Genomic DNA, 18,453 nt, shown 5'->3' with positions numbered 1-18,453 from the left:
CCCTTCGTTAGGGTTAATGTAGGCGCCGTCGGCGCATCCGCAATCGCCGCCGCTGGGGACTTGGACCGTGACTTGGACCGGAAGCGCTTCCGCTTTGCGCCGATATGGGCAATGATTCGCAGCAAGGGCGTCGGTTTGCAAACTGAGTCGGGGAGGGCCGCATGGTCGCCAAAGCACCCGTTGCCTACGAGATCCCGCTGGAGATGCGCGAGTTCGCGGACAAGAGCGTCGAGCAGGCGCGCAAGGCCTTCGACGGCTTCGTCGGAGCCGCGCACCGCACCGTGACGGCCATGGAGGGCTCGGGCGAAACCGTCCAGTCCGGAGCCCGGGATGTCGGCCGCAAGGCCATCGAGATTGCGGAAATCAACGTCGCGGCGAGTTTTGCCTTCGCCCAGAAACTGGTGCGGGCGACCGACATGGTCGAAGTGATGCAACTCCAGGCGGAGTTCCTGAAGAGCCAGATGCAGGCCATGCAGGCTCAGGCGAAAGAGCTCGGCGCCACGCTGACCGGCGGCGCGGGACGGACGCAGCGCAACGGCAAGGCCTGACACTGCTTACGAAAACGCGGGCGGATCAGCGGGCTCCGGCGACCGAATGGACATCTGCGCCTTGTGCATTGCAGTAAAATGTTGCGTCGCACAATGAATTGCGCTATGGCCATGGGCAACGCCGATCTCCAAGCAGTCAAACTGCGGGTCGGTTCGCCCGGGGAAGCCTCATCTAGGGGGAAGGCTTCACGGGACCTCGATGTTCGATTCCCCGTGAGGAAATGCGACATGAGCCAAGTTGCCAAACCGGCCAAGACCGAAACCAGCACCGCCACCGCTTCGCCGTTCCCGGCCTTCGACCTGACCAAGTTCGAAATGCCGAAGTTCGACGCCGCCGCTTTCGACCTGTCCAAGGTCGAGGTTCCGGCCGCGCTGCGCGAAACCGCCGACAAGGTCGTCGTCCAGCTGAAGGACGGCTATGCCAAGCTGAAGGCCGCGGCCGAAGAGACCACCGACCTTCTGGAAGACACCTATGCCACCGCTTCGACCGGCGTGAAGGACTTCAATCTGAAGGCGCTGGAAGCCACCCGCATCAATCTCAATGCCGGCTTCGATCACGTTCGCGACCTGATGGGCGTGAAGACGCTCGCCGAAGTCGTCGAGCTGCAGTCGGCTTACCTGCGCAAGCAGTTCGAGACCTTCCAGGGCCAGGCCAAGGATCTCTCGGCGATCGCCCAGAAGGTTGCCACCGACACCGTCGAGCCGGTCAAGGAGAAGGTCGAGAAGGCCTTCAAGACCGCCGCGAAGTGATCGCGCGAACCTGATGATCCGGGTCCGGCCGGCGCCCGTCGCGCCCGCCGGCCTCGATGCCGCCGGTGCCCCGGCAGGCAGACCCCTCCTCCCAGGACCGCGTCATGCAGCACGCGGTCAAGCCTCCAAGCCCGGGCCTCGGCCCGGGCCTTTTTTTTTCGACCCGGCGGCGGAAAAACGAGAATCGATGATTTTCGTCACCCGTGGCCGTCTTGCAAAGACCGGCCCTTCAGACTACTAGGGTCCGCGTCGACCGGGCGTCCCGCCGCGATCGCATGTGCAGCCGTAGCTCACTTGGTAGAGCGCCAGATTGTGGCTCTGGAGGTAGCTGGTTCGAAACCAGCCGGCTGTACCAAACCTCCCCCGGCCAGAACCCATTCCCGAACGACCCCGGCGCACGGTCGCGGTCCTTGCCCGCGCGCTGACGAATGGCTCGGGCCGGCGCGTCGATCGACAAGCCGCATCAGGCGGCCCGGCGCCAAGAAATTCGGTCAGGCCTCGGCCAGCACGAATTCAAGCAGCACGCCTTCCCTCGGCACGAGCTTGAGGAATGCCTCGCCGTAGCGAATCGACCTGCCGACCCGCTCGCCACGATCCGAGACGGCCAGGACCGAGGAAAAGTCGGCGATATAGTTCATGTCGGGAATGCGATTGACGCCGTCCAGGCGGAAGCCCTCGATACCGAGCACGGCGATGGCGTGGCCGCGGCAATGCGCCAGCAGCCGGTAGCTGTCGGTCTTGCTGAACAGCGCCACGCCATGCAGGCGAATGGTCGGCCGGCCCAGCGGATCATCGCCACGGCCGCCAGCCTCCGCCGCTGCGATGAGCCTCACCACGGCGCCTTCCATCCCGGCTCGCGCTTGTCGGACACCTGCACGACCGCGCCTGTCCGCTCATTGCGCACGACATAGGAGCCGTCTCGCGCGGCATAACCCATGGCGGGATCGTCAAGGCGTTTTCCCTGTGTCTCGTCAAAGCGGGAATGGCGTGTCGCCACGGTCCGGTCGGGATGCGCGATCAGGTCCTCGATGGCTTGCCTGGTCCAGCCGCGCTGGCCCATCTGGGCTTCGATCTTGGGCTCGATGGTGGTGGGCACGGAGGCCGCATCCGGGGCGAAGCCGGGGGCGGCCCCGCGCCGGAACGATATGCCGCCCCGGGCACCGTCGACGAACAGCCGCGCCCCATCGGAATCCGGCGCGGGATCGGAGGGCCGGCGCGCGGCATCCGTGCCGACCGACGGCGGCGGCGGCGAGATCGGTGAAGCCTCCTTCACGCCGTCGGTGAGATAGGCCCGCCTCGCCCGTTCCACCGTTCCGGCGTCGAGCCTCTGGGACCGCTCCGCGCCCCCCTGCAGCATCTCGTGGTATCGCGCATAGTCCACCGAGGCCACGCCATGCACGCCCCCCGCACCGTCCTGGGACGGCGTGGCCGGCCTGCCGGACCGGCGCCCACCGCCGGACGGCCCGGCTTCGGCGCCGCGCGCCGCGACGGCCGCGCCGGGCCGCAGATAGCCCGGAAATACGGCCGGCTCGGCCGTTCCGCCCGTCGCATCCGGACCGGCGACGCCATTTGAACGCGGCGCGGAGGACGCCGTGATGCCCGAATTCGTCACGTTGCTTGCCGCGTAACCGGAAACGGTGCTCCGGTTGGCAGACCGGACCGCTGCGGCGGATACCGGATTCGTCATGGAGCCCCTCCCAGACTCGCTCGCATATGGCGGCCACAGCCTGGATGCGGATCCCCTGAGGCTCCGGGCGAATCCCTGCGCATGCCGCTGCGCCGACTGTGGAGGCCGAACTGTAGCAGCGTGATGACCGACGCCTCGCCGGAGGCGCCATCGTCAAAGCCGCGCGGGCGACAGGCGGTTGGTCAGCATGCCCGTGGCGAAGGCAATGGTCGCGGCGGCGACCAGCGCGTCGCTATGCGCCTTGGCCCTGGCGAGGCGGGCCTGGAACAGCGCGGTCTGCGCGATGGTGGCGTCGGTCAGCGTGCCGAGCCCGGTTCGATAATATTCGAGCGTCGCCGTGCTCGTGGTCTGCGCCGCGCTGGTCAGTTCGGTCGCCGCGGCATGGGCCGCCAGGCTGGTGCGCAGCACGTCATAGGCGACCACGATCTGGCGTGCCGCCATGTTCTCGACCTGGCGCAGGTCCTGCTCGGAGGCCGCCGCCTGTGCTTCCGCCGCCTTCAGCTGGGCGTCGCGCAGGCCGCCGTCGTAAAGCGGCATGCTGACGCCGAGCAGCAGCGACAGATTGGGCGAATTGACGCCGACGGTGGCGCTCGAGCGCAGCCGGCTGTCGGTCACGGTGAGCGAGCTGATGTTCTGGTTGGCGGTGCCGAGCAGGGCCACCTGCGGCATGAAATCGGCACGTGCGCGCGCAATGCCCTGGCGGCTCGCGGCCAGCCTGGCGAAGGCGACCTGGACATCCGGCCGGCGCTTCAGCGAAGCCTCGATCAACCGGTTGAGATCCGCCGGAAAGACCCGCGGCAGGGGCCGCCCGCTGATATCCTGGATCTGGATAGTCAGCGTCGGGGCAACCCCCATCGCCTCGAGCAGGGAATGATAGGTGTCGCGTGCCTGGCCCTCGGCCTGGGTCAGCGCCAGATCGGCCTGGGCTACCTGCTGGCGCGCCTGGGCCACCTCGATGGTGGTGCCGATGCCGCGGCCGAGGCGCGCCTTGGCCGCCTCGTGGACGAGCCGCGCCGCCTGGGCGCTGTCCCGGCCGACGCGCAGTTGGACGCGCGTCGCGTTCAGGGCGAAGAAGGCCCGGCTGACATCGAAGATCAGTTTCTGGTGGGTACCGTTGAAGCTGACATTGGCGGCCGTCGACAGCTGGCGCGCGCTTTCGACCACGGCGTCGCGGCGGCCGAAATCGAACAGCAGCCATTTGACGGTGAGCGAAGGAATGACCTCGCGGCCCTGTGCGGTCACGGTGCCGCCGGGCACGATGAGCGAGGTTGCGACGCCGCCGCTGGTGACGTCGATGCCGGGCCGGGTCTGGGAATTGACCTCGAGACCGGGAACCGCCTGGGTGGCGCGCTGATAGCCGGCGATCACGTCGGCGGTCAGGATCGGCAGATAGGTCGCCCTGGCGGCGCCGACCGTCAGCGCCGCCTCGCGCGCCCGCTCCCAGGCGCCACGGGTGACCGGATTGGCCATTTGCGCGATATCGATCAGCTCGGGCAGCGTATAGACGTGGCGCGGATCGATATCGGGACGCGCGATGCCGATCGGCAAAGCCGGGTGGGGCGGCAGCGCGAAATCGGGCCCGCGCGTGCCGGGCGGGACAGGTCCCGGCTCGGGCGGCGCGCCGGGGCGGGCGGGGATCACGGCCGGCGCGTCCACCTGGGCCTGGGCCGCCGGCTGATCGCCGCGCCAGGGCGTCTGCGGGCTCTCGGGCGCCAGGGCGATGGAGGATGCGGCGCAGCCCGCGAGCAGGCCCGCGAGACCAAGGGCGGTCGCGAGCCGGCGAACATCGCAGGCGCCCGCCCGTGCCGTCCGCCCCGTCGACTGTCCATCCGAACGCATCAGCCACTCACCGCAACCGGCCGGCTATCCAGCCTTCTCAGCGCCAAACCGTCTCAGCTGGCCGTCCAGGCTTCGGTAAAGGGCCAGGCGCCTGGCAATCTCGGCGCCGGTGTCTGCCGACAGGCCCTTTGCCTTGGCGAAGGCGGCCTCGACACCCTCCGTCGAACCGGACCAGCGTGGGCGGTCCGCCGCAGGGCGCCCGTCCTTGATAGCCGCGGCATAGGCCGAGAGCCAGTTTGTCACCGCCTTCTGGTAGGCAAGAGCCGCGTCTTGCACAGGTTTCGGTGCATGAGCCTGCCAGGTCAGCGACGGCGGCTGGCCGGCGAGCACGAAAAACGGCGCCGAGAGCGTGAGAATATCGCGCATGGCCGAATCGGTTTCGGCGACGGCCGCCGCATCCATCCGCACGGCTTGCGGTTCGAAACCGAGATAGCCACGGCTCGAACGGGCCTTGGCGAGGCCGGTGTGGAAGCGCTCGGCGGTCGCCGCCAGCGCAGCGGGCGCCAGCGCGGCCGGCCGGACCAGGGTCGCCAGGGTGTCCAGGCAGCCGGCAAGTCCGGCGCGGATCGCCGGCCCGATGCTCTCCGGCCAGATATTGGCGAAGACCAGGGTCATCACGACATTGCCGATCAGGATGCCGATGACGCGGTCGCGCGCAGTGGCGAGGTCGAAGCTCGGCCCGAAGCCATGCAAGGTGCAGAGAAAATAGGCGAGCGCGATCTGCCAGCCCATATAGGAGATGCGCTCGCTGCCGACCGAGATCCAGGCGGCCAGGAAGGCGACCGCGCCGATCAGCAGCGCCAGTTCGCCGACATCCTGCATATGCGGCATCAGGAACACGATCGAACCGATGCCGAGCGCCCCGCCGACCAGGGCGCCGGCGATCCTGAGCGTCAGCTTGTGAATGGTCTCGCCGAGGCTCGACAGCGCCACATAGAAACAGGTGATCAGCGCGGTGTGGACGCTGAACCAGTCGAGCGAGGTATAGATCAGGTAGCAGATCACCACGGCGAGCGTCGTCTTCAGCGCGAAACGCGTATAGGCCGGGTTGCTGAAGGCGTCCGCGGCGAGCAGCGGCTCGCCGGCCTCCGCGCCGGCATCGACCGGCTCGCGCTCGGTCGACAAGGCGCGTCCGACATCACGCACGAGCGCCGCGATGTCGGCGAGGACCGTCGGCTGGGCGCCGGCATGGAAGCCGAAGAACGGATCCTCCGGCGTCACCGCCACCGTCGCGCCGGGCGCGGCGCCGGTGCGCACCGCCTGGGCGGCGGCGGCGCAGGGGCCGGCGAGCACGGCGAGCACGGGCGGCAATGGCGAGGCAGGCCCGGCCTCGTCGACCAGAACCTCGGCCGCCACCATCAGCCGGTAGGTCAGCCCGAGCAATTCGCCGAGCCGGGCCACCTCGCGCGGCGGCAGGGCGGTCACCAGCCCGGCCATCTTCTGCAGCTTGCGGGCCTCGCCATTGCCCTGGCCGAGAAGCCGGATCAGCCGGTCGCGCGCCGACGGCGTGTCGTCACGGAACAGCGCGGCCAGGACCTCGAGCCGCTCGGCCACCGCCTCCTTGAGCAGTTCGGCGGGGCTGCGGCCGCCGATCAGGTTGACCAGGATCAACATGGCCATCGGCACCAGCACGACGATCCACATCCACATCAGCGCGCGCACCAGCAGCTCGGGGATCGGCACGTCGTCGAACAGCGTCATCACGAAGGCCAGCGCGAAGCCGACCGTGCTCGCCACCGGTCCGAGCCGGGTGGCCCGCGAGAAGAACATGCCGGCAAAGGTGAACAGGGCCATGAAGGCCAGGCGCACGGCCGGTTCGTCGGCGGAGATCATGACGAAGACGACGCCGATGGCGATGCCGACCGCCGCGCCGACGATCAGCGCGACGCCCATGGCCGTGCTGGTGCCGGCATCGACCTTGGAAGCGAAGAAGATGAGGTAGCAGGAGAGCGCCGCCTCCGGCACCTGGAAGGCCATGGAGACGATCACCACGGCCATGCACATCAGGGCCATGCGCAGCGACAGGCCGAGCCGGCCGGGCGTGGGCTTGAGCTCCGCGCCGAGCACGCTCAGCAGGGACGCCTCAGTGACCGGACGGTTCGGAGCCATGGCCCGCCTGCCCGCTGGTCAGGATGACGACCGCCGAGGCTCCGATGCGCATCAGCGCGTCGGGCGGCTCGTGCAGGTGGATATAGACGGGATAGCGGCGGGCGACCCGGACCCAGTTGAGCGAGCGCGAAATAATCGGCAGGCCGAGGAGCGTGATCGCCTCATCGGAGCGCACGCCCCAGCCAATGGCGCGGACCGTGCCGCGGATCAGCCGCTTGCGGTCGGCCATGACGAAAACCTCGGCTTCGGTGCCGGGGCGGATATTGCCGAGATCGGTCTCGCGGAAATTGGCCACCGCCTCCCAATGCTCGGTATTGATCAGCGTGAACACCGCCTGGCCGGTCAGCACATATTCGCCGGCCGAGCGGGTCAGGCCGACGATCTTGCCGTCGAACGGCGCGCGGATCACGGTGTTGCGCAGGTCGCGCTCGGCAATGGCGGCGACAGCGGTGGCGGTGGCGAGCTGGGCCTGGCGGGTCTCCAGCGTGCCGATGATCTGGGTCGCCGCCTTGGATTGCTGCAGGGCCTGCTGCAGGCTGACATCGGCGTCGCGCCGGGCGGTGCGCGCCTGGTCGACCTGCTGGGCCGACACGAAGCCGCGCGGCAGCAGTGGCTCCAGCCGGCTCAGGGTCTGCTCGGCCAGCGCGAGATTGGCCCTGGCCCGCCGGATCTGCTCGTCCGCGATCTCGGCATTGGTCTTCTGGGTCGCGATGTTGCGGCCGCCCTGGGCGACCTCCGACTCGGCCGCCCGGACTTCGGCGCGCGCCTGGTCGAGACGCAACTGATAGGGTTCGGGATCGATCTCGAACAGGACGTCGCCGCGCTTCACCGCGGCATTGTTGTCGACCTTGAAGGCGATGATCCGGCCGGGAACGTTGGAGGAGACGTTGATGACCGGCGCTTCGATCTCGGCAGCGTCGGTGCGCGGTCGCCGGTCCATGTCGTCGAGCACGAAATAACCGGCGGCCAGGCCGCCGGCGATGATGGCCCAGCCGATCGCCTTGGCGGCGAAGCGGCGTGCCGGAGAGGCGGCCATCAGCGTGGCCCTCCGCCGAACCAGAAGAACCACAGCCCGACCGCCGCGATCAGCGCCAGGCTGGCATAGACCAAGAGCTTCACCGGGAGGGCCTCGTCGAGCCCGGCCACGATGAAGATCTTGCGCATGGCGACCGCCGCGACGACGCCGAGGCCGGTGCAAATGATCCAGGCCGGGAAATACGAGCCGAAGAAACTGAAGGTCGGCGCGGCCGGGCTGCGCTCGCAGCCCGCCAGGACCACCGTCGCGAGGATCGCCGGGACGGCGCGCGCCAGGACGGGCCGAAGAGCCCGAGGCCGCCTGATCTGGTCCCCGGCACTGGTCATCAAACGGCGCTTTGCCCCCCGGCTGAGAATCACCAGGGTCATTTTTAGTCAATGATCGCAGGCCGCGCCATGGCCGAAACGGCCGGTGGGTGCGGCGGTCCGCATCTTTGTATGGCCCGGCCGGCTGCCGGGGCGCCGGACGAAAACGGGCCGCATCCCGGAGGATGCGGCCCGTCGACGAGAAGCTCGCGCCGCCGCCCGCGGGCGGCGCCGGTGCTCAGCGCCGCGCGCGCTGGCGGATCATGAAGGCGTCATAGGTGAACTCGGCCACCTGCCACCAGAGATACTGGTCGTTGCGCGAGGCCTGCATGGCCTCGATCGCCTTCTTGAAGTCGGCGTTCTTGGCGCTGATCTCGGCCCACAATTCGTTGGTGGCGTTGTAGCAGGCTTCCATCACTTCCTGCGGGAACGGCCGGAGCTGGGTGCCGGCCGCCACCAGCCGGCGCAGGGCCGGCGGGTTTTGCAGGTCGTATTTCGCCGTCATGATGGTGGTGGCGTTGGCGCAGGCATTGGTCAGCACAGCCTGGTAGGCCTTGGGCAGGGAGTTCCACTTCTCCAGATTGATGAAGGAATGGACCGCCGGTCCGCCTTCCCACCAGCCGGGATAATAGTAGAAGGGCGCGACCTTGTTGAAGCCGAGCTTCTCGTCGTCATAGGGCCCGACCCACTCGGCGCCGTCGATCGTGCCGCGCTCGAGAGCCGGATAGATGTCGCCGCCGCCGATCTGCTGGGGCACCACGCCGAGCTTCTGCAGCACCTGGCCGGCAATGCCGCCAATGCGCATCTTCAGGCCGTTGAGATCGGCGACCGTCTTGATTTCCTTGCGGAACCAGCCACCCATCTGGGCGCCGGTATTGCCGGTCTGAATGCCGTGAAGATTGTATTTCTTGTAGAATTCGTTGAACAGCTCGTTGCCGCCGCCGCTCTGCAGCCAGGCGTTCTGCTGGCGCGCGTTCATGCCGAAAGGCACCGACGAGGCCACCGCGAAGGTCGGATCTTTGCCGACGTAATAATAGGACACGGTGTGGCACATCTCGACCGAGCCGTTCGACGCGGCATCGGCTGCGGCCAGGGCCGGGGCGATTTCGCCGGCGGCGAAGACCTGGATCTGGAACTTGTTGTCGGTCATCTCGGCGACCTGCTTGGAGACCGTCTCCGCGGCGCCGTAGATGGTGTCGAGCGATTTCGGGAAGCTCGAGGTCAGGCGCCACTTCACTTCGGGAGCGGACTGGGCGATCGCGGGGGCGGCGACCGCGCTGGCGGCGAGGCCAACCCCGGTAGCGGCGATAAAGTGGCGGCGTTTCATCGGCATTCCTCCTGGGATATTTGTCGGCGGGCCGCGGGGCAAACGCCGGTTGCGCCATAGATCATTCGATCCCGGCGCAAATCAAGGCCCTGCCCATGGTTCCGGCCCGTGATTCGATAAAATTACCTATGCGCACGAAACCTATCTGGAACTGGATGAAGGCCGGGCATAACCGCCGCTTCGCCCCGGGCGCGCTCCGCGTCCCTTTGCCAGGGTGGAAGGCCGGCGCGGAAAGCCTATAGTCCTCCCATAACAAAAACACAGCGGATGGGAGGAACCTGCATGAATGACGGCAAGCCCTGTTCGGAGCGGTTCATGCTCTACGGCCCGGACCGGGTGTTTTATGCCGGACTGCTCGGCCGGCCGCGCAAACGCACCTCCGGCGCGCTGATGTTTTATGCCTCCATGCGCGGCAATCTCGACCTGACCGTCGACGGCCAGGCGACACGCACGGTCGAGGCCGCCCTGGTGCTGCCCGACACCGTGCACAGCATGACCAGTGAATATCCGGCGGTGGCCTGCGTGCTGATCGAACCGGAAACGGTGGACCGAGCGGCGCTCGACCATCTCGCCCGGACCGGCGACGCCATGTGCCAGCTGGTGCTGGCCGAGCGCATCCGGACCGCCTATCGGGTGTTTTTCGAGACCGCCCGCAAGCACGAGATCACCACCGCCGAGTTCGATGAGCAGGTGTTCGGAGCGCCGCTCGCGCAGCGCCGGCTCGACCCGCGCATTGCCCGCGTGCTCGACGAGATGCGCGCCCAGCCCGGCAGCATCCTGCCGGCGAGCACCTGCGCGTCCGCCGCCAATCTCTCGGTGTCGCGCTTCCTGCACCTGTTCAAGGACGAAACCGATGTGCCGTTCCGGGCGCTGCGCGCCTGGAAGCGGGCCCGTCATCTTTTGAATTTCGCCAATGAGGCGATCAACATGGCGCATCTGGCGCTCGATATCGGCTATCCCGACTCGAGCCATTTCAGCCATTCGATCCGGCGCTTCTACGGCCTGAAACCGCGCGCCATCTTTTCCGGCTCGCGCGAGCTGGACATTTTCAGGAGCTCCGCGGCAAGGCGCGGCGATCTGGCGTAACCACTGGACGCAAGCCGGCGGCCGGTGTTCGGCGGCAAGCTCGCCCGGATCGCCACCCATCACGTCCAGACGCTCCAGGGGATACGGAACCGGCCATGCTCGATACGTCAGAACACGAAGAGGTCCGGCGCAGCCTGCAGAAATTCATCGCCAGCGAGATCAACCCTTTGGTCGACGACTGGGAAAAGGCCGGCATCTTCCCCGCCCACGAGCTGTTCAAGAAGCTCGGTGATCTCGGCTTTCTCGGCCTCAACAAACCGGTCGACTATGGCGGCCAAGGCCTCGACTACTCCTTCGCCCTGCTGATGGCCGAGGAGCTCGGCGCCATCCGGTGCGGCGGCGTGCCGATGGCGATCGGCGTGCAGACCGACATGGCGACGCCGGCGCTGGCGCGCTTCGGCTCCGACGCGCTGCGCCGGGAATTCCTGGCGCCGTCGATCAGCGGCGATTTTGTCGCCTGCCTCGGCGTGTCGGAACCGGGCGCCGGCTCGGATGTCGCCTCGATCAGGACCCAGGCCCGTTCCGACGGCGACGACTATGTCATCAGCGGCGGCAAGATGTGGATCACCAACGGCACCCAGGCCGACTGGATCTGCCTGCTGGCCAATACCAGCGACGGCCCGGTGCATCGCAACAAGTCGCTGATCTGCGTGCCGATGAAGACGAAAGGCGTCGAGATCGCCCGCAAGCTCGACAAGATGGGCATGCACTCCTCCGACACCGCGCAGATCTTCTTCGACAATGTGCGCGTGCCGAAACGCAACCGCATCGGCGAGGAGGGCCAGGGCTTCACCTACCAGATGCTGCAGTTCCAGGAGGAGCGGCTGTGGGGAGCGGCCGCCGGCCTCAAGTCGAACGAATATCTGATCGAGGCGACCATCGACTATACCCGCCAGCGCAAGGCGTTCGGCCAGTCGATCCTCGACAATCAGGTGGTGCATTTCCGGATCGCCGAGTTGCAGACCGAGGTCGAGCTGCTGCGCTCGCTCGTCTACCGCGCCGGCGCGCTTTACCTGAAAGGCGAGGATGTCACCCGGCTCGCCACCATGGCCAAGCTGAAGGCCGGCCGGCTCAACCGCGAGCTCAGCGACGCGCTGCTGCAATATTGGGGCGGCATGGGTTTCATGAACGAAACCCCGGTCAGCCGCGCCTATCGCGATTCCCGGCTCACCTCGATCGGCGGCGGCGCCGACGAGGTCATGCTGTCCGTACTGTGCAAGATGATGGGCACCTTGCCGGGCCAGACCAACAAACCCTGAGAAACCGCGTCGCCATGATCACGCTTTATCACTGCGCCAGTGCCCGCTCGTTCCGCCCCTTGTGGATGCTGGAGGAGCTCGGGCTGGCCTATGACCTGAAGATGCTGCCGTTTCCGCCGCGCGTGCTCGCCAAGGACTATCTGGCGATCAATCCGCTCGGCACCATCCCCTTTCTCATCGATGGCGAGACGCGGATGACCGAGTCTTCGGGCATCTGCCACTATCTCGCGGTCAAATACGGCCCGACGCCGCTCGCCGTGGCGCCGGACGAACCGGACTACGGCGCCTATCTGAACTGGCTGCATTTCGGCGAGGCGACGCTGACTTTCCCGCAGGCCCTGGTGCTGCGCTATTCCAGGCTCGAGCCTCCGGAGCGGCGGAGCCCGCAGGTGGTGGAAGACTATTCGCGCTGGTTCCTCGGCCGGCTGCGCGCCGTCGACCGGGTTGTCGCCGAGAGCGATATGCTCTGCGCCGGCCGGTTCACCGCGGCCGATGTCTCGGTCGGTTACGCGCTGATGCTCGCCACCAATCTGGGGCTTTCGAAGGATTTCGTGCCGGCGACGTCGGCCTATTGGCAGCGCCTGTCCGAACGACCGGCGTTTCGCCGGGCGCTGGCGGCGCAGGACGAGGCCGGCCGGGACATCGGCGCGGACCCGACCAAGAAGGCGGGTTGAGTTCGGCTGTCGTGATCAGAGGGTGATTGCGCGCGGGCAAGTCATGGATGCCCGGGACAAGCCCGGGCAAGACGATGTGTCACGCCACCGCGCTGGCTCCGCGCCACCGGTCGACCCGGCGCCCGTCACTCCCAGCCCATTCTCGTCTTGGCCGGGCTTGTCCCGGCCATCCACGAATTCCGCTTTGCCACTCGAAATGCGTCGCCTCGCCGATCCGGTCAAAAGGGACATGGCCACCGCGCGGCGGCACCGGCCGGAACAGCCACTCGACACAAGACGCCGAGGCGGGCGGCCGGCAGTCTCGATCGCGGGCCCTTCTCGGCTCTGCTTCAAGGGATTGCGTGCCGATGGCCGTCATCGAAACCATGCTGTCGCCGGGCGGCGAGGCCTTTGCCGCCAATCGCGCGGGCATGCTGGCGCTGATCGAGCGGGTGCGGCTGCTGGAGGAGCGTACGCGCGCCGCCTCGGCCGCGGCCAAGGCGCGTTTCCACGAACGCGGCCAGCTCCTGCCGCGCGAGCGCATCGCGCTGCTGCTCGATCCCGGCTCGCCCTTTCTCGAACTGTCGACGCTCGCCGGCTACATGATGGACGTGCCGGATCCGCAGAAGAGCGTGCCGGGCGGCGGCGTCATTTCCGGCATAGGCTTCGTCTCGGGCGTGCGCTGCATGGTCAGCGCCAGCGATTCCGGCATCGATGCCGGGGCCTTGCAGCCGATGGGCCTCGACAAGCAATTGCGCGTGCAGGAACTGGCGCTGGAGAACAGGCTGCCCTTCCTGCAGCTGGTCGAAAGCGCCGGCGCCAACCTGATGCGCTACCGGGTCGAGGATTTCATTCGCGGCGGCAATATCTTCCGCAACCTGGCGCGGCTGTCGGCGGCGGGCCTGCCCGTCGTCACCGTCACCCATGGCTCGTCGACCGCCGGCGGCGCCTATCAGACCGGCCTGTCGGACTATATCGTCATGGTGCGCGGCCGCACCCGGGCCTTCCTGGCCGGGCCGCCGCTGCTGAAGGCGGCCACCGGCGAGATCGCGACCGAAGAAGAACTCGGCGGCGCCGAGATGCATACGGCCATTTCCGGCCTCGGCGACTATCTGGCCGAGGATGATCGCGATGCCCTCAGGCTCGCCCGCGGCATCATGGCCGGGCTCGGCTGGGACAAGGGCGTCGCGCCGCCGGCCGCGCCTTGCTTCGACCCGCCGCGCTACGATGCGGAGGAGCTGATCGGCATCATGCCGATGGACGGCAAGCGGCCGGTGGACATGCGCGAGGTGATCGCGCGTATCGTCGACGGCTCCGATTTCCTGGCCTTCGGCGAGAATTACGGATCGGGCACCCTTTGCGGCCATGCCACGATCGAGGGCCATCCGGTCGGCATCATCACCAACAACGCGCCGCTCGACCCCGCCGGCGCCAACAAGGCAACCCATTTCATCCAGGCCTGCTGCCAGTCGAGGACACCGATCCTCTATCTCAACAACACCACCGGTTTCATGGTCGGGCGCGCCTATGAGGAAGCCGGCATGATCAAGCACGGCTCGAAGATGATCCAGGCGGTGACCAGCGCCACCGTGCCACAGATCACGCTCTATTGCGGCGCCTCCTACGGCGCCGGCAATTACGGCATGTGCGGGCGCGGCTTCCACCCGCGCTTCTGTTTCTCCTGGCCCAATGCCCGGACCGCGGTGATGGGCGGCGAACAGGCCGCCGAGACCATGGCCATCGTCACCAAGGCCGCCGCGCTCAGGCGCGGCAAGCCGGCGGACGAGGAGCAGCTGGCCAAGCTCAAGGGCGACATCATCGACCTGTTCGAACGCCAGACCGATATCTTCACCACCAGCGCCAAGCTGCTCGACGACGGCGTGATCGACCCGCGCGACACGCGCGCCGTGCTCGCCGAGGTGCTGGCCATTTGCCGCGAGGCGGACCGAAGGCAACCGGTCGCCATGCAATTTTCGGTGGCCCGGCCATGACCGAGCCGACCATGACCGAGCAAACCATGGCCAGTCCGACCGCGATGCCGCAGACCCCTGCGGCGACGCCGTTCAGGTCGATCCTGATCGCCAACCGGGGCGAGATCGCGCTGCGCGTCATGCGTACGGCGCGCCGCCTGGGCCATGGCGTGGTGGCGGTTTATTCCAGCGCCGACGCCGACGCCCGCCATGTTCGCGAAGCCGATCGCGCCGTGCATATCGGCGAGGCCTTGCCGCGCCAGTCTTATCTGGCAATCGACCGGATCATCGCCGCCGCAAGGGCGACCGGTGCCGAAGCCGTGCATCCAGGTTATGGCTTCCTCGCGGAAAATGCCGATTTCGCCCGCGCCTGCCGCGATGCCGGCCTGGTTTTCATTGGCCCGTCGCCCGAAGCCATCGACGCCATGGGCAACAAGGCGGGCGCCAAGGCGCTGATGGCGCAAGCCGGCGTGCCCGTCGTGCCGGGCTATCAGGGCGACGACCAGAGCGACACGCGCCTTGCCGCGGAAGCGGCCCGGATCGGCTTTCCCGTCATGGTCAAGGCGGTGGCCGGCGGCGGCGGCCGCGGCATGCGCGTCGTGCCGGATGCGGCGCGGCTTCCGGAGCTGCTCGCGAGCGCCCGGTCGGAGGCGCAGAACGCCTTCGGCGACCCAACCGTGATCCTGGAACGGGCGATCGCCAATCCGCGTCATATCGAAATCCAGGTGTTCGGCGACCGCCATGGCGGCGCGGTCCACCTCGGCGAACGCGATTGCTCGGTGCAGCGACGCCACCAGAAACTGATCGAGGAAGCGCCTTCGCCCGCCGTCTCGGCCGCCTTGCGGGCCGAAATGGGAGCGACCGCCGTCAAGGCGGTGAAGGCGCTCGGCTATGAGGGCGCCGGCACGCTCGAATTCCTGCTCGAACCGGGGGGGGCCTTCTATTTCATGGAAATGAACACGCGCCTGCAGGTCGAGCATCCCGTCACCGAACTGGTCACCGGGCTCGACCTGGTCGAGTGGCAGCTGCGCGTTGCCGCCGGAGAAAAGCTGCCGCTCGGCCAGGACGAGATCGGCTTTGCCGGCCATGCCATCGAGGTCCGGCTCTGCGCCGAAGACCCGGCTCATGATTTCATGCCGCAATCCGGCCGGATCGCCCATTGGGACATGCCGGAGGACCTGCGCGTCGAGACCGCGATCGGCTCCGGCACCACGGTGCCGCCGTTCTATGACTCGATGATCGCCAAGCTGATCGCGCACGGCGCCACGCGCGACGAGGCGCGACGCAAGCTGATCGGCGGGCTCGAGCGGGCAGCGGTCCTGGGCATTGCGACCAATCAGGGCTTCCTGGCACGCGCGCTCGCTCACCCGGTTTTCGCGGCCGGCGAAGCGACCACCGCTTTCGTCGCCGAGCATGGCGACGCGCTGAGAAGCCGGCCCGCGCAAGGCCTGCCGCCGCCGGTGCTCGCGGCGCTCCTGCTCTACGTCACCGATACCGCACCGGCCCATCGCGGCGCGGCCCGTCATCTCGGACCGCCGCTGCCGGTCCCGATGCTCGTCGCGCTCGACGGCGCGACGGCGGAAGTCGGCATCTATCGCGACCGCGACGGCAGCTATCGCATCCAGTTCGACGGCGAAGACCGGAGCATCGCGGTCGAGAGCATCACATCGCAGTCGCTGCGGTTCCGGCATGCCGGCGTCACCGATACCCTGGTCTTTGCGCGGGTCGGCGCGGACCTGTTCATCCGGCAAGGCGCCGACACGCTGGCCATTCGCGACCTGACCCGCGCGCCGGCCGAAATCGCCGGCGCCGATGGCGGCGACGGGCGCCTGCTGGCGGCGATGAACGGCCGGATCGTCGCCGTCCATGTCGCCGCCGGCGACCGGGTCGAGGCCGGTCAGGCGATCGTCACGCTGGAAGCGATGAAAATGGAACATGTCCATACCGCGCCGATCTCGGGCATCATCGCCGATATCGGCGTCGCCGCCGGCGAGCAGGTGACCACCCATCGCCTCATCGCCCGGATCGAAACGGCCGCCGCTGTATAAGGATCCGCTCATGACCGCACAATCGCCATCCGACGCCGTGCTGATCGCCAGGCGCGACCGGGCCTTGTGGATCACCATCAACCGGCCGGACAAGCGCAATGCCATGAACGGCGACGTCGTCGCCGGCATTGCGCGCGGTTATGCCGAGGCCCATGGCGACCCGGAGATCCGGGTCATCGTGCTGACCGGTGCCGGCGACAAGGCATTCTGTGCCGGCGCCGACCTGCAGCTCGGCAAGGGCTTCTTCCAGGATCTGGCCAAGCCGAACGGCGATTATGCCGACCTGCTCCGGCTGTCCCAGAACGCCACCAAGCCGTCGATCGCCCGGGTCAACGGCGTCTGCATGGCCGGCGGCATGGGGCTCCTGTGCATGACCGACATGGCGGTCGCCGCCGACAGCGCGATCTTCGGCCTGCCGGAGGTGAAGGTCGGGGTGTTTCCGATGCAGGTGCTGAGCCTGCTGCAGGACCTCGTGCCGCGCCGCCTCGTCCACGAATGGTGCCTGACCGGCGAGCCCTTCGACGCCCGCGAGGCCAAGGCCGCCGGCCTGGTCAACCATGTCGCGCCGGCGGCCGAACTCGACGCCAAGGTCGACTGGCTGATCGGCCGTGTCGTCGACAAGTCGCCGACCGCTATCCGGCGCGGCAAATATGCCATGCGCGCCATCGCCGCCATGTCGTTCGACCAGGCCATTGCCTACACGGAAGCGCAGATCGCGCTGACCGCCGCCACCGAAGATGCCAAGGAGGGCATCGCCGCTTTCTCCGAGAAACGCAAACCGGTCTGGACCGGGCGGTGATGGCGCGATCCCGGCGCCCGCTAGCTGCTTTACACAAGACGCCGCTCGGCGCGGCTGAAACCATGACGTCCAACGTCATGGAGCCCCGCCCGACATGAGCGACAAGGCGATCATCACCTGCGCCCTGAACGGCGTGCTGACCGATCCCCGGCAGCACAGCGTTCCCGTGACGCCGGCGGAGATGGCGGCCGAGGCGCGGCGCGCCTATGACGCCGGCGCGTCCGTCATGCATATCCACCTGCGCCAGCAAGGCGAGGGCCGGGGCCACCTGCCGTCCTGGGATGTCGCACTCTCGGCCGAGATACAGGCGGCGATCCGCGCCGCCTGCCCTGATGTGATCATCAACCACACCTCCGGCGTCGTCGGCCCCGACTATGCCGGCGCGCTCGCCTGCATCCGCGAGACGAAACCTGAAATGGCTGCCTGCAATGCCGGCTCGCTCAATTACCTGAAGGTCAAGGCCGACGGCTCCTGGGCCTGGAAACCCATGCTGTTCGACAATCCGGTCGAGAAGATCCAGGCCTATCTGGACGTCATGGCGACCGCTGGGACCTTGCCCGAATTCGAATGTTTCGACGTCGGCATCGCCCGCTGCGTGGCGATGTATGCCGAAACCGGCATGGCCAAGGGGCCGCTTCAGTACAATTTCGTCATGGGTGTCGAATCCGGCATGCCGGCCGACCCCGACCTGCTGCCGATCCTGATCCGGCTGAAGGCTCCGGCGGCGAACTGGCAGGTCACCGCCATCGGGCGGGCCGGCATCTGGCCGCTGCACCGGGCTTGCGCGGAACGTGGCGGCCATTTGCGCAGCGGACTGGAAGACACCTTCTACCGGGAAGACGGCAGCAAGGTGAACTCGAACGGCCCGCTGGTCGAGCAGCTCGCCGCCTATGTCCGGCAGGCGGGCCGCCAGGTCGCCAGCCCGGACGAGGCGCGCACGATCCTGAAGCTTCAATAGCAGTCTTCGCCGAAGGCCGGATCAACCGGCCTCGCGACCAGCAGTGCATGGGGAACGCCGGCAGCCCAAGGGGGAGAAC

General features: G+C 67.9%; 16 protein-coding genes and 1 tRNA gene. 10 read left to right on the top strand and 7 right to left on the bottom strand.

Annotated features, from left to right (window positions below; translation table 11 throughout):
* Positions 1 to 161: 161 nt before the first annotated feature.
* The 3 genes from AC07WJ_RS11895 to AC07WJ_RS11885 all read left to right on the top strand — a co-directional run bounded on the left by AC07WJ_RS11895 (position 162) and on the right by AC07WJ_RS11885 (position 1,653).
* A complete protein-coding gene (locus AC07WJ_RS11895) occupies positions 162 to 548 on the top strand; it encodes a phasin (protein ID WP_494934806.1) in 387 nt (128 codons plus the stop codon).
* A gap of 228 nt (positions 549 to 776) precedes the next feature.
* On the top strand, positions 777 to 1,298 hold the full coding sequence (locus AC07WJ_RS11890) for a phasin (RefSeq protein ID WP_494934805.1): 522 nt from the start codon (positions 777 to 779) through the stop codon (positions 1,296 to 1,298).
* 279 nt (positions 1,299 to 1,577) lie between these two features.
* A tRNA-His gene (locus tag AC07WJ_RS11885) sits at positions 1,578 to 1,653 on the top strand.
* A 136-nt stretch (positions 1,654 to 1,789) separates the two neighbouring features.
* Here AC07WJ_RS11885 and AC07WJ_RS11880 read toward each other — a convergent pair.
* From AC07WJ_RS11880 to AC07WJ_RS11850, 7 genes are all read right to left on the bottom strand, one after another.
* Entirely contained in the window at positions 1,790 to 2,134 is a 345-nt protein-coding gene (locus AC07WJ_RS11880) for a hypothetical protein (protein WP_494934804.1), read from the bottom strand.
* A complete protein-coding gene (locus tag AC07WJ_RS11875; protein WP_494934803.1) occupies positions 2,128 to 2,985 on the bottom strand; it encodes a colicin E5-related ribonuclease in 858 nt (285 codons plus the stop codon). The genes AC07WJ_RS11880 and AC07WJ_RS11875 overlap by 7 nt, the downstream gene beginning before the upstream one ends.
* A 153-nt stretch (positions 2,986 to 3,138) precedes the next feature.
* Positions 3,139 to 4,824, bottom strand: a complete 1,686-nt coding sequence (locus AC07WJ_RS11870; RefSeq protein WP_494934802.1) for a TolC family protein — start codon at positions 4,822 to 4,824, stop codon at positions 3,139 to 3,141.
* A gap of 24 nt (positions 4,825 to 4,848) precedes the next feature.
* Positions 4,849 to 6,933 (bottom strand): FUSC family protein, encoded by a 2,085-nt coding sequence (locus AC07WJ_RS11865; protein WP_494934801.1) that lies wholly within the window; start codon positions 6,931 to 6,933, stop codon positions 4,849 to 4,851.
* The gene (gene mdtN / locus AC07WJ_RS11860) at positions 6,908 to 7,969 is read right to left on the bottom strand and encodes a multidrug transporter subunit MdtN (protein WP_494934800.1); all 1,062 of its coding nucleotides are present in this window, start codon (positions 7,967 to 7,969) and stop codon (positions 6,908 to 6,910) included. Before mdtN ends, AC07WJ_RS11865 begins: the two co-directional genes overlap by 26 nt.
* A complete protein-coding gene (locus AC07WJ_RS11855; RefSeq protein WP_494934799.1) occupies positions 7,969 to 8,295 on the bottom strand; it encodes a YtcA family lipoprotein in 327 nt (108 codons plus the stop codon). The genes mdtN and AC07WJ_RS11855 overlap by 1 nt, the downstream gene beginning before the upstream one ends.
* A 217-nt stretch (positions 8,296 to 8,512) precedes the next feature.
* Entirely contained in the window at positions 8,513 to 9,601 is a 1,089-nt protein-coding gene (locus AC07WJ_RS11850; protein WP_494934798.1) for a TRAP transporter substrate-binding protein, read from the bottom strand.
* A gap of 282 nt (positions 9,602 to 9,883) precedes the next feature.
* On the opposite strand from AC07WJ_RS11850, the gene AC07WJ_RS11845 reads away from it, so the two are divergent.
* The 7 genes from AC07WJ_RS11845 (at position 9,884) to AC07WJ_RS11815 (ending at position 18,374) form a co-directional block, all read left to right on the top strand.
* Positions 9,884 to 10,687, top strand: a complete 804-nt coding sequence (locus AC07WJ_RS11845) for a helix-turn-helix domain-containing protein (RefSeq protein WP_494934797.1) — start codon at positions 9,884 to 9,886, stop codon at positions 10,685 to 10,687.
* Positions 10,688 to 10,782: 95 nt separating this feature from the next.
* Positions 10,783 to 11,946, top strand: a complete 1,164-nt coding sequence (locus AC07WJ_RS11840) for an acyl-CoA dehydrogenase family protein (RefSeq protein ID WP_494934796.1) — start codon at positions 10,783 to 10,785, stop codon at positions 11,944 to 11,946.
* A 14-nt stretch (positions 11,947 to 11,960) separates the two neighbouring features.
* The gene (locus AC07WJ_RS11835; RefSeq protein ID WP_494934795.1) at positions 11,961 to 12,620 is read left to right on the top strand and encodes a glutathione S-transferase family protein; all 660 of its coding nucleotides are present in this window, start codon (positions 11,961 to 11,963) and stop codon (positions 12,618 to 12,620) included.
* Between the two features lie 347 nt (positions 12,621 to 12,967).
* On the top strand, positions 12,968 to 14,590 hold the full coding sequence (locus AC07WJ_RS11830; protein WP_494934794.1) for an acyl-CoA carboxylase subunit beta: 1,623 nt from the start codon (positions 12,968 to 12,970) through the stop codon (positions 14,588 to 14,590).
* Positions 14,591 to 14,601: 11 nt separating this feature from the next.
* Complete coding sequence (locus AC07WJ_RS11825; RefSeq protein ID WP_494934793.1) at positions 14,602 to 16,617, top strand: acetyl/propionyl/methylcrotonyl-CoA carboxylase subunit alpha; 2,016 nt, start codon at positions 14,602 to 14,604, stop codon at positions 16,615 to 16,617.
* Positions 16,618 to 16,627: 10 nt separating this feature from the next.
* Complete coding sequence (locus tag AC07WJ_RS11820) at positions 16,628 to 17,416, top strand: enoyl-CoA hydratase/isomerase family protein (RefSeq protein WP_494934792.1); 789 nt, start codon at positions 16,628 to 16,630, stop codon at positions 17,414 to 17,416.
* 94 nt (positions 17,417 to 17,510) lie between these two features.
* Positions 17,511 to 18,374 carry a beta-keto acid cleavage family enzyme gene (locus tag AC07WJ_RS11815; protein ID WP_494934791.1) on the top strand — a complete coding sequence of 288 codons (864 nt, stop codon included), beginning with the start codon at positions 17,511 to 17,513 and terminating at the stop codon, positions 18,372 to 18,374.
* The last annotated feature ends 79 nt before the right edge of the window (positions 18,375 to 18,453 follow it).

This window comes from Phreatobacter sp. GW821-FHT04C01, assembly GCF_059420385.1.
The sequence above is the reverse complement of the archived record's forward strand: the minus strand, read 5'-3'. Positions and strand labels throughout refer to the sequence as shown.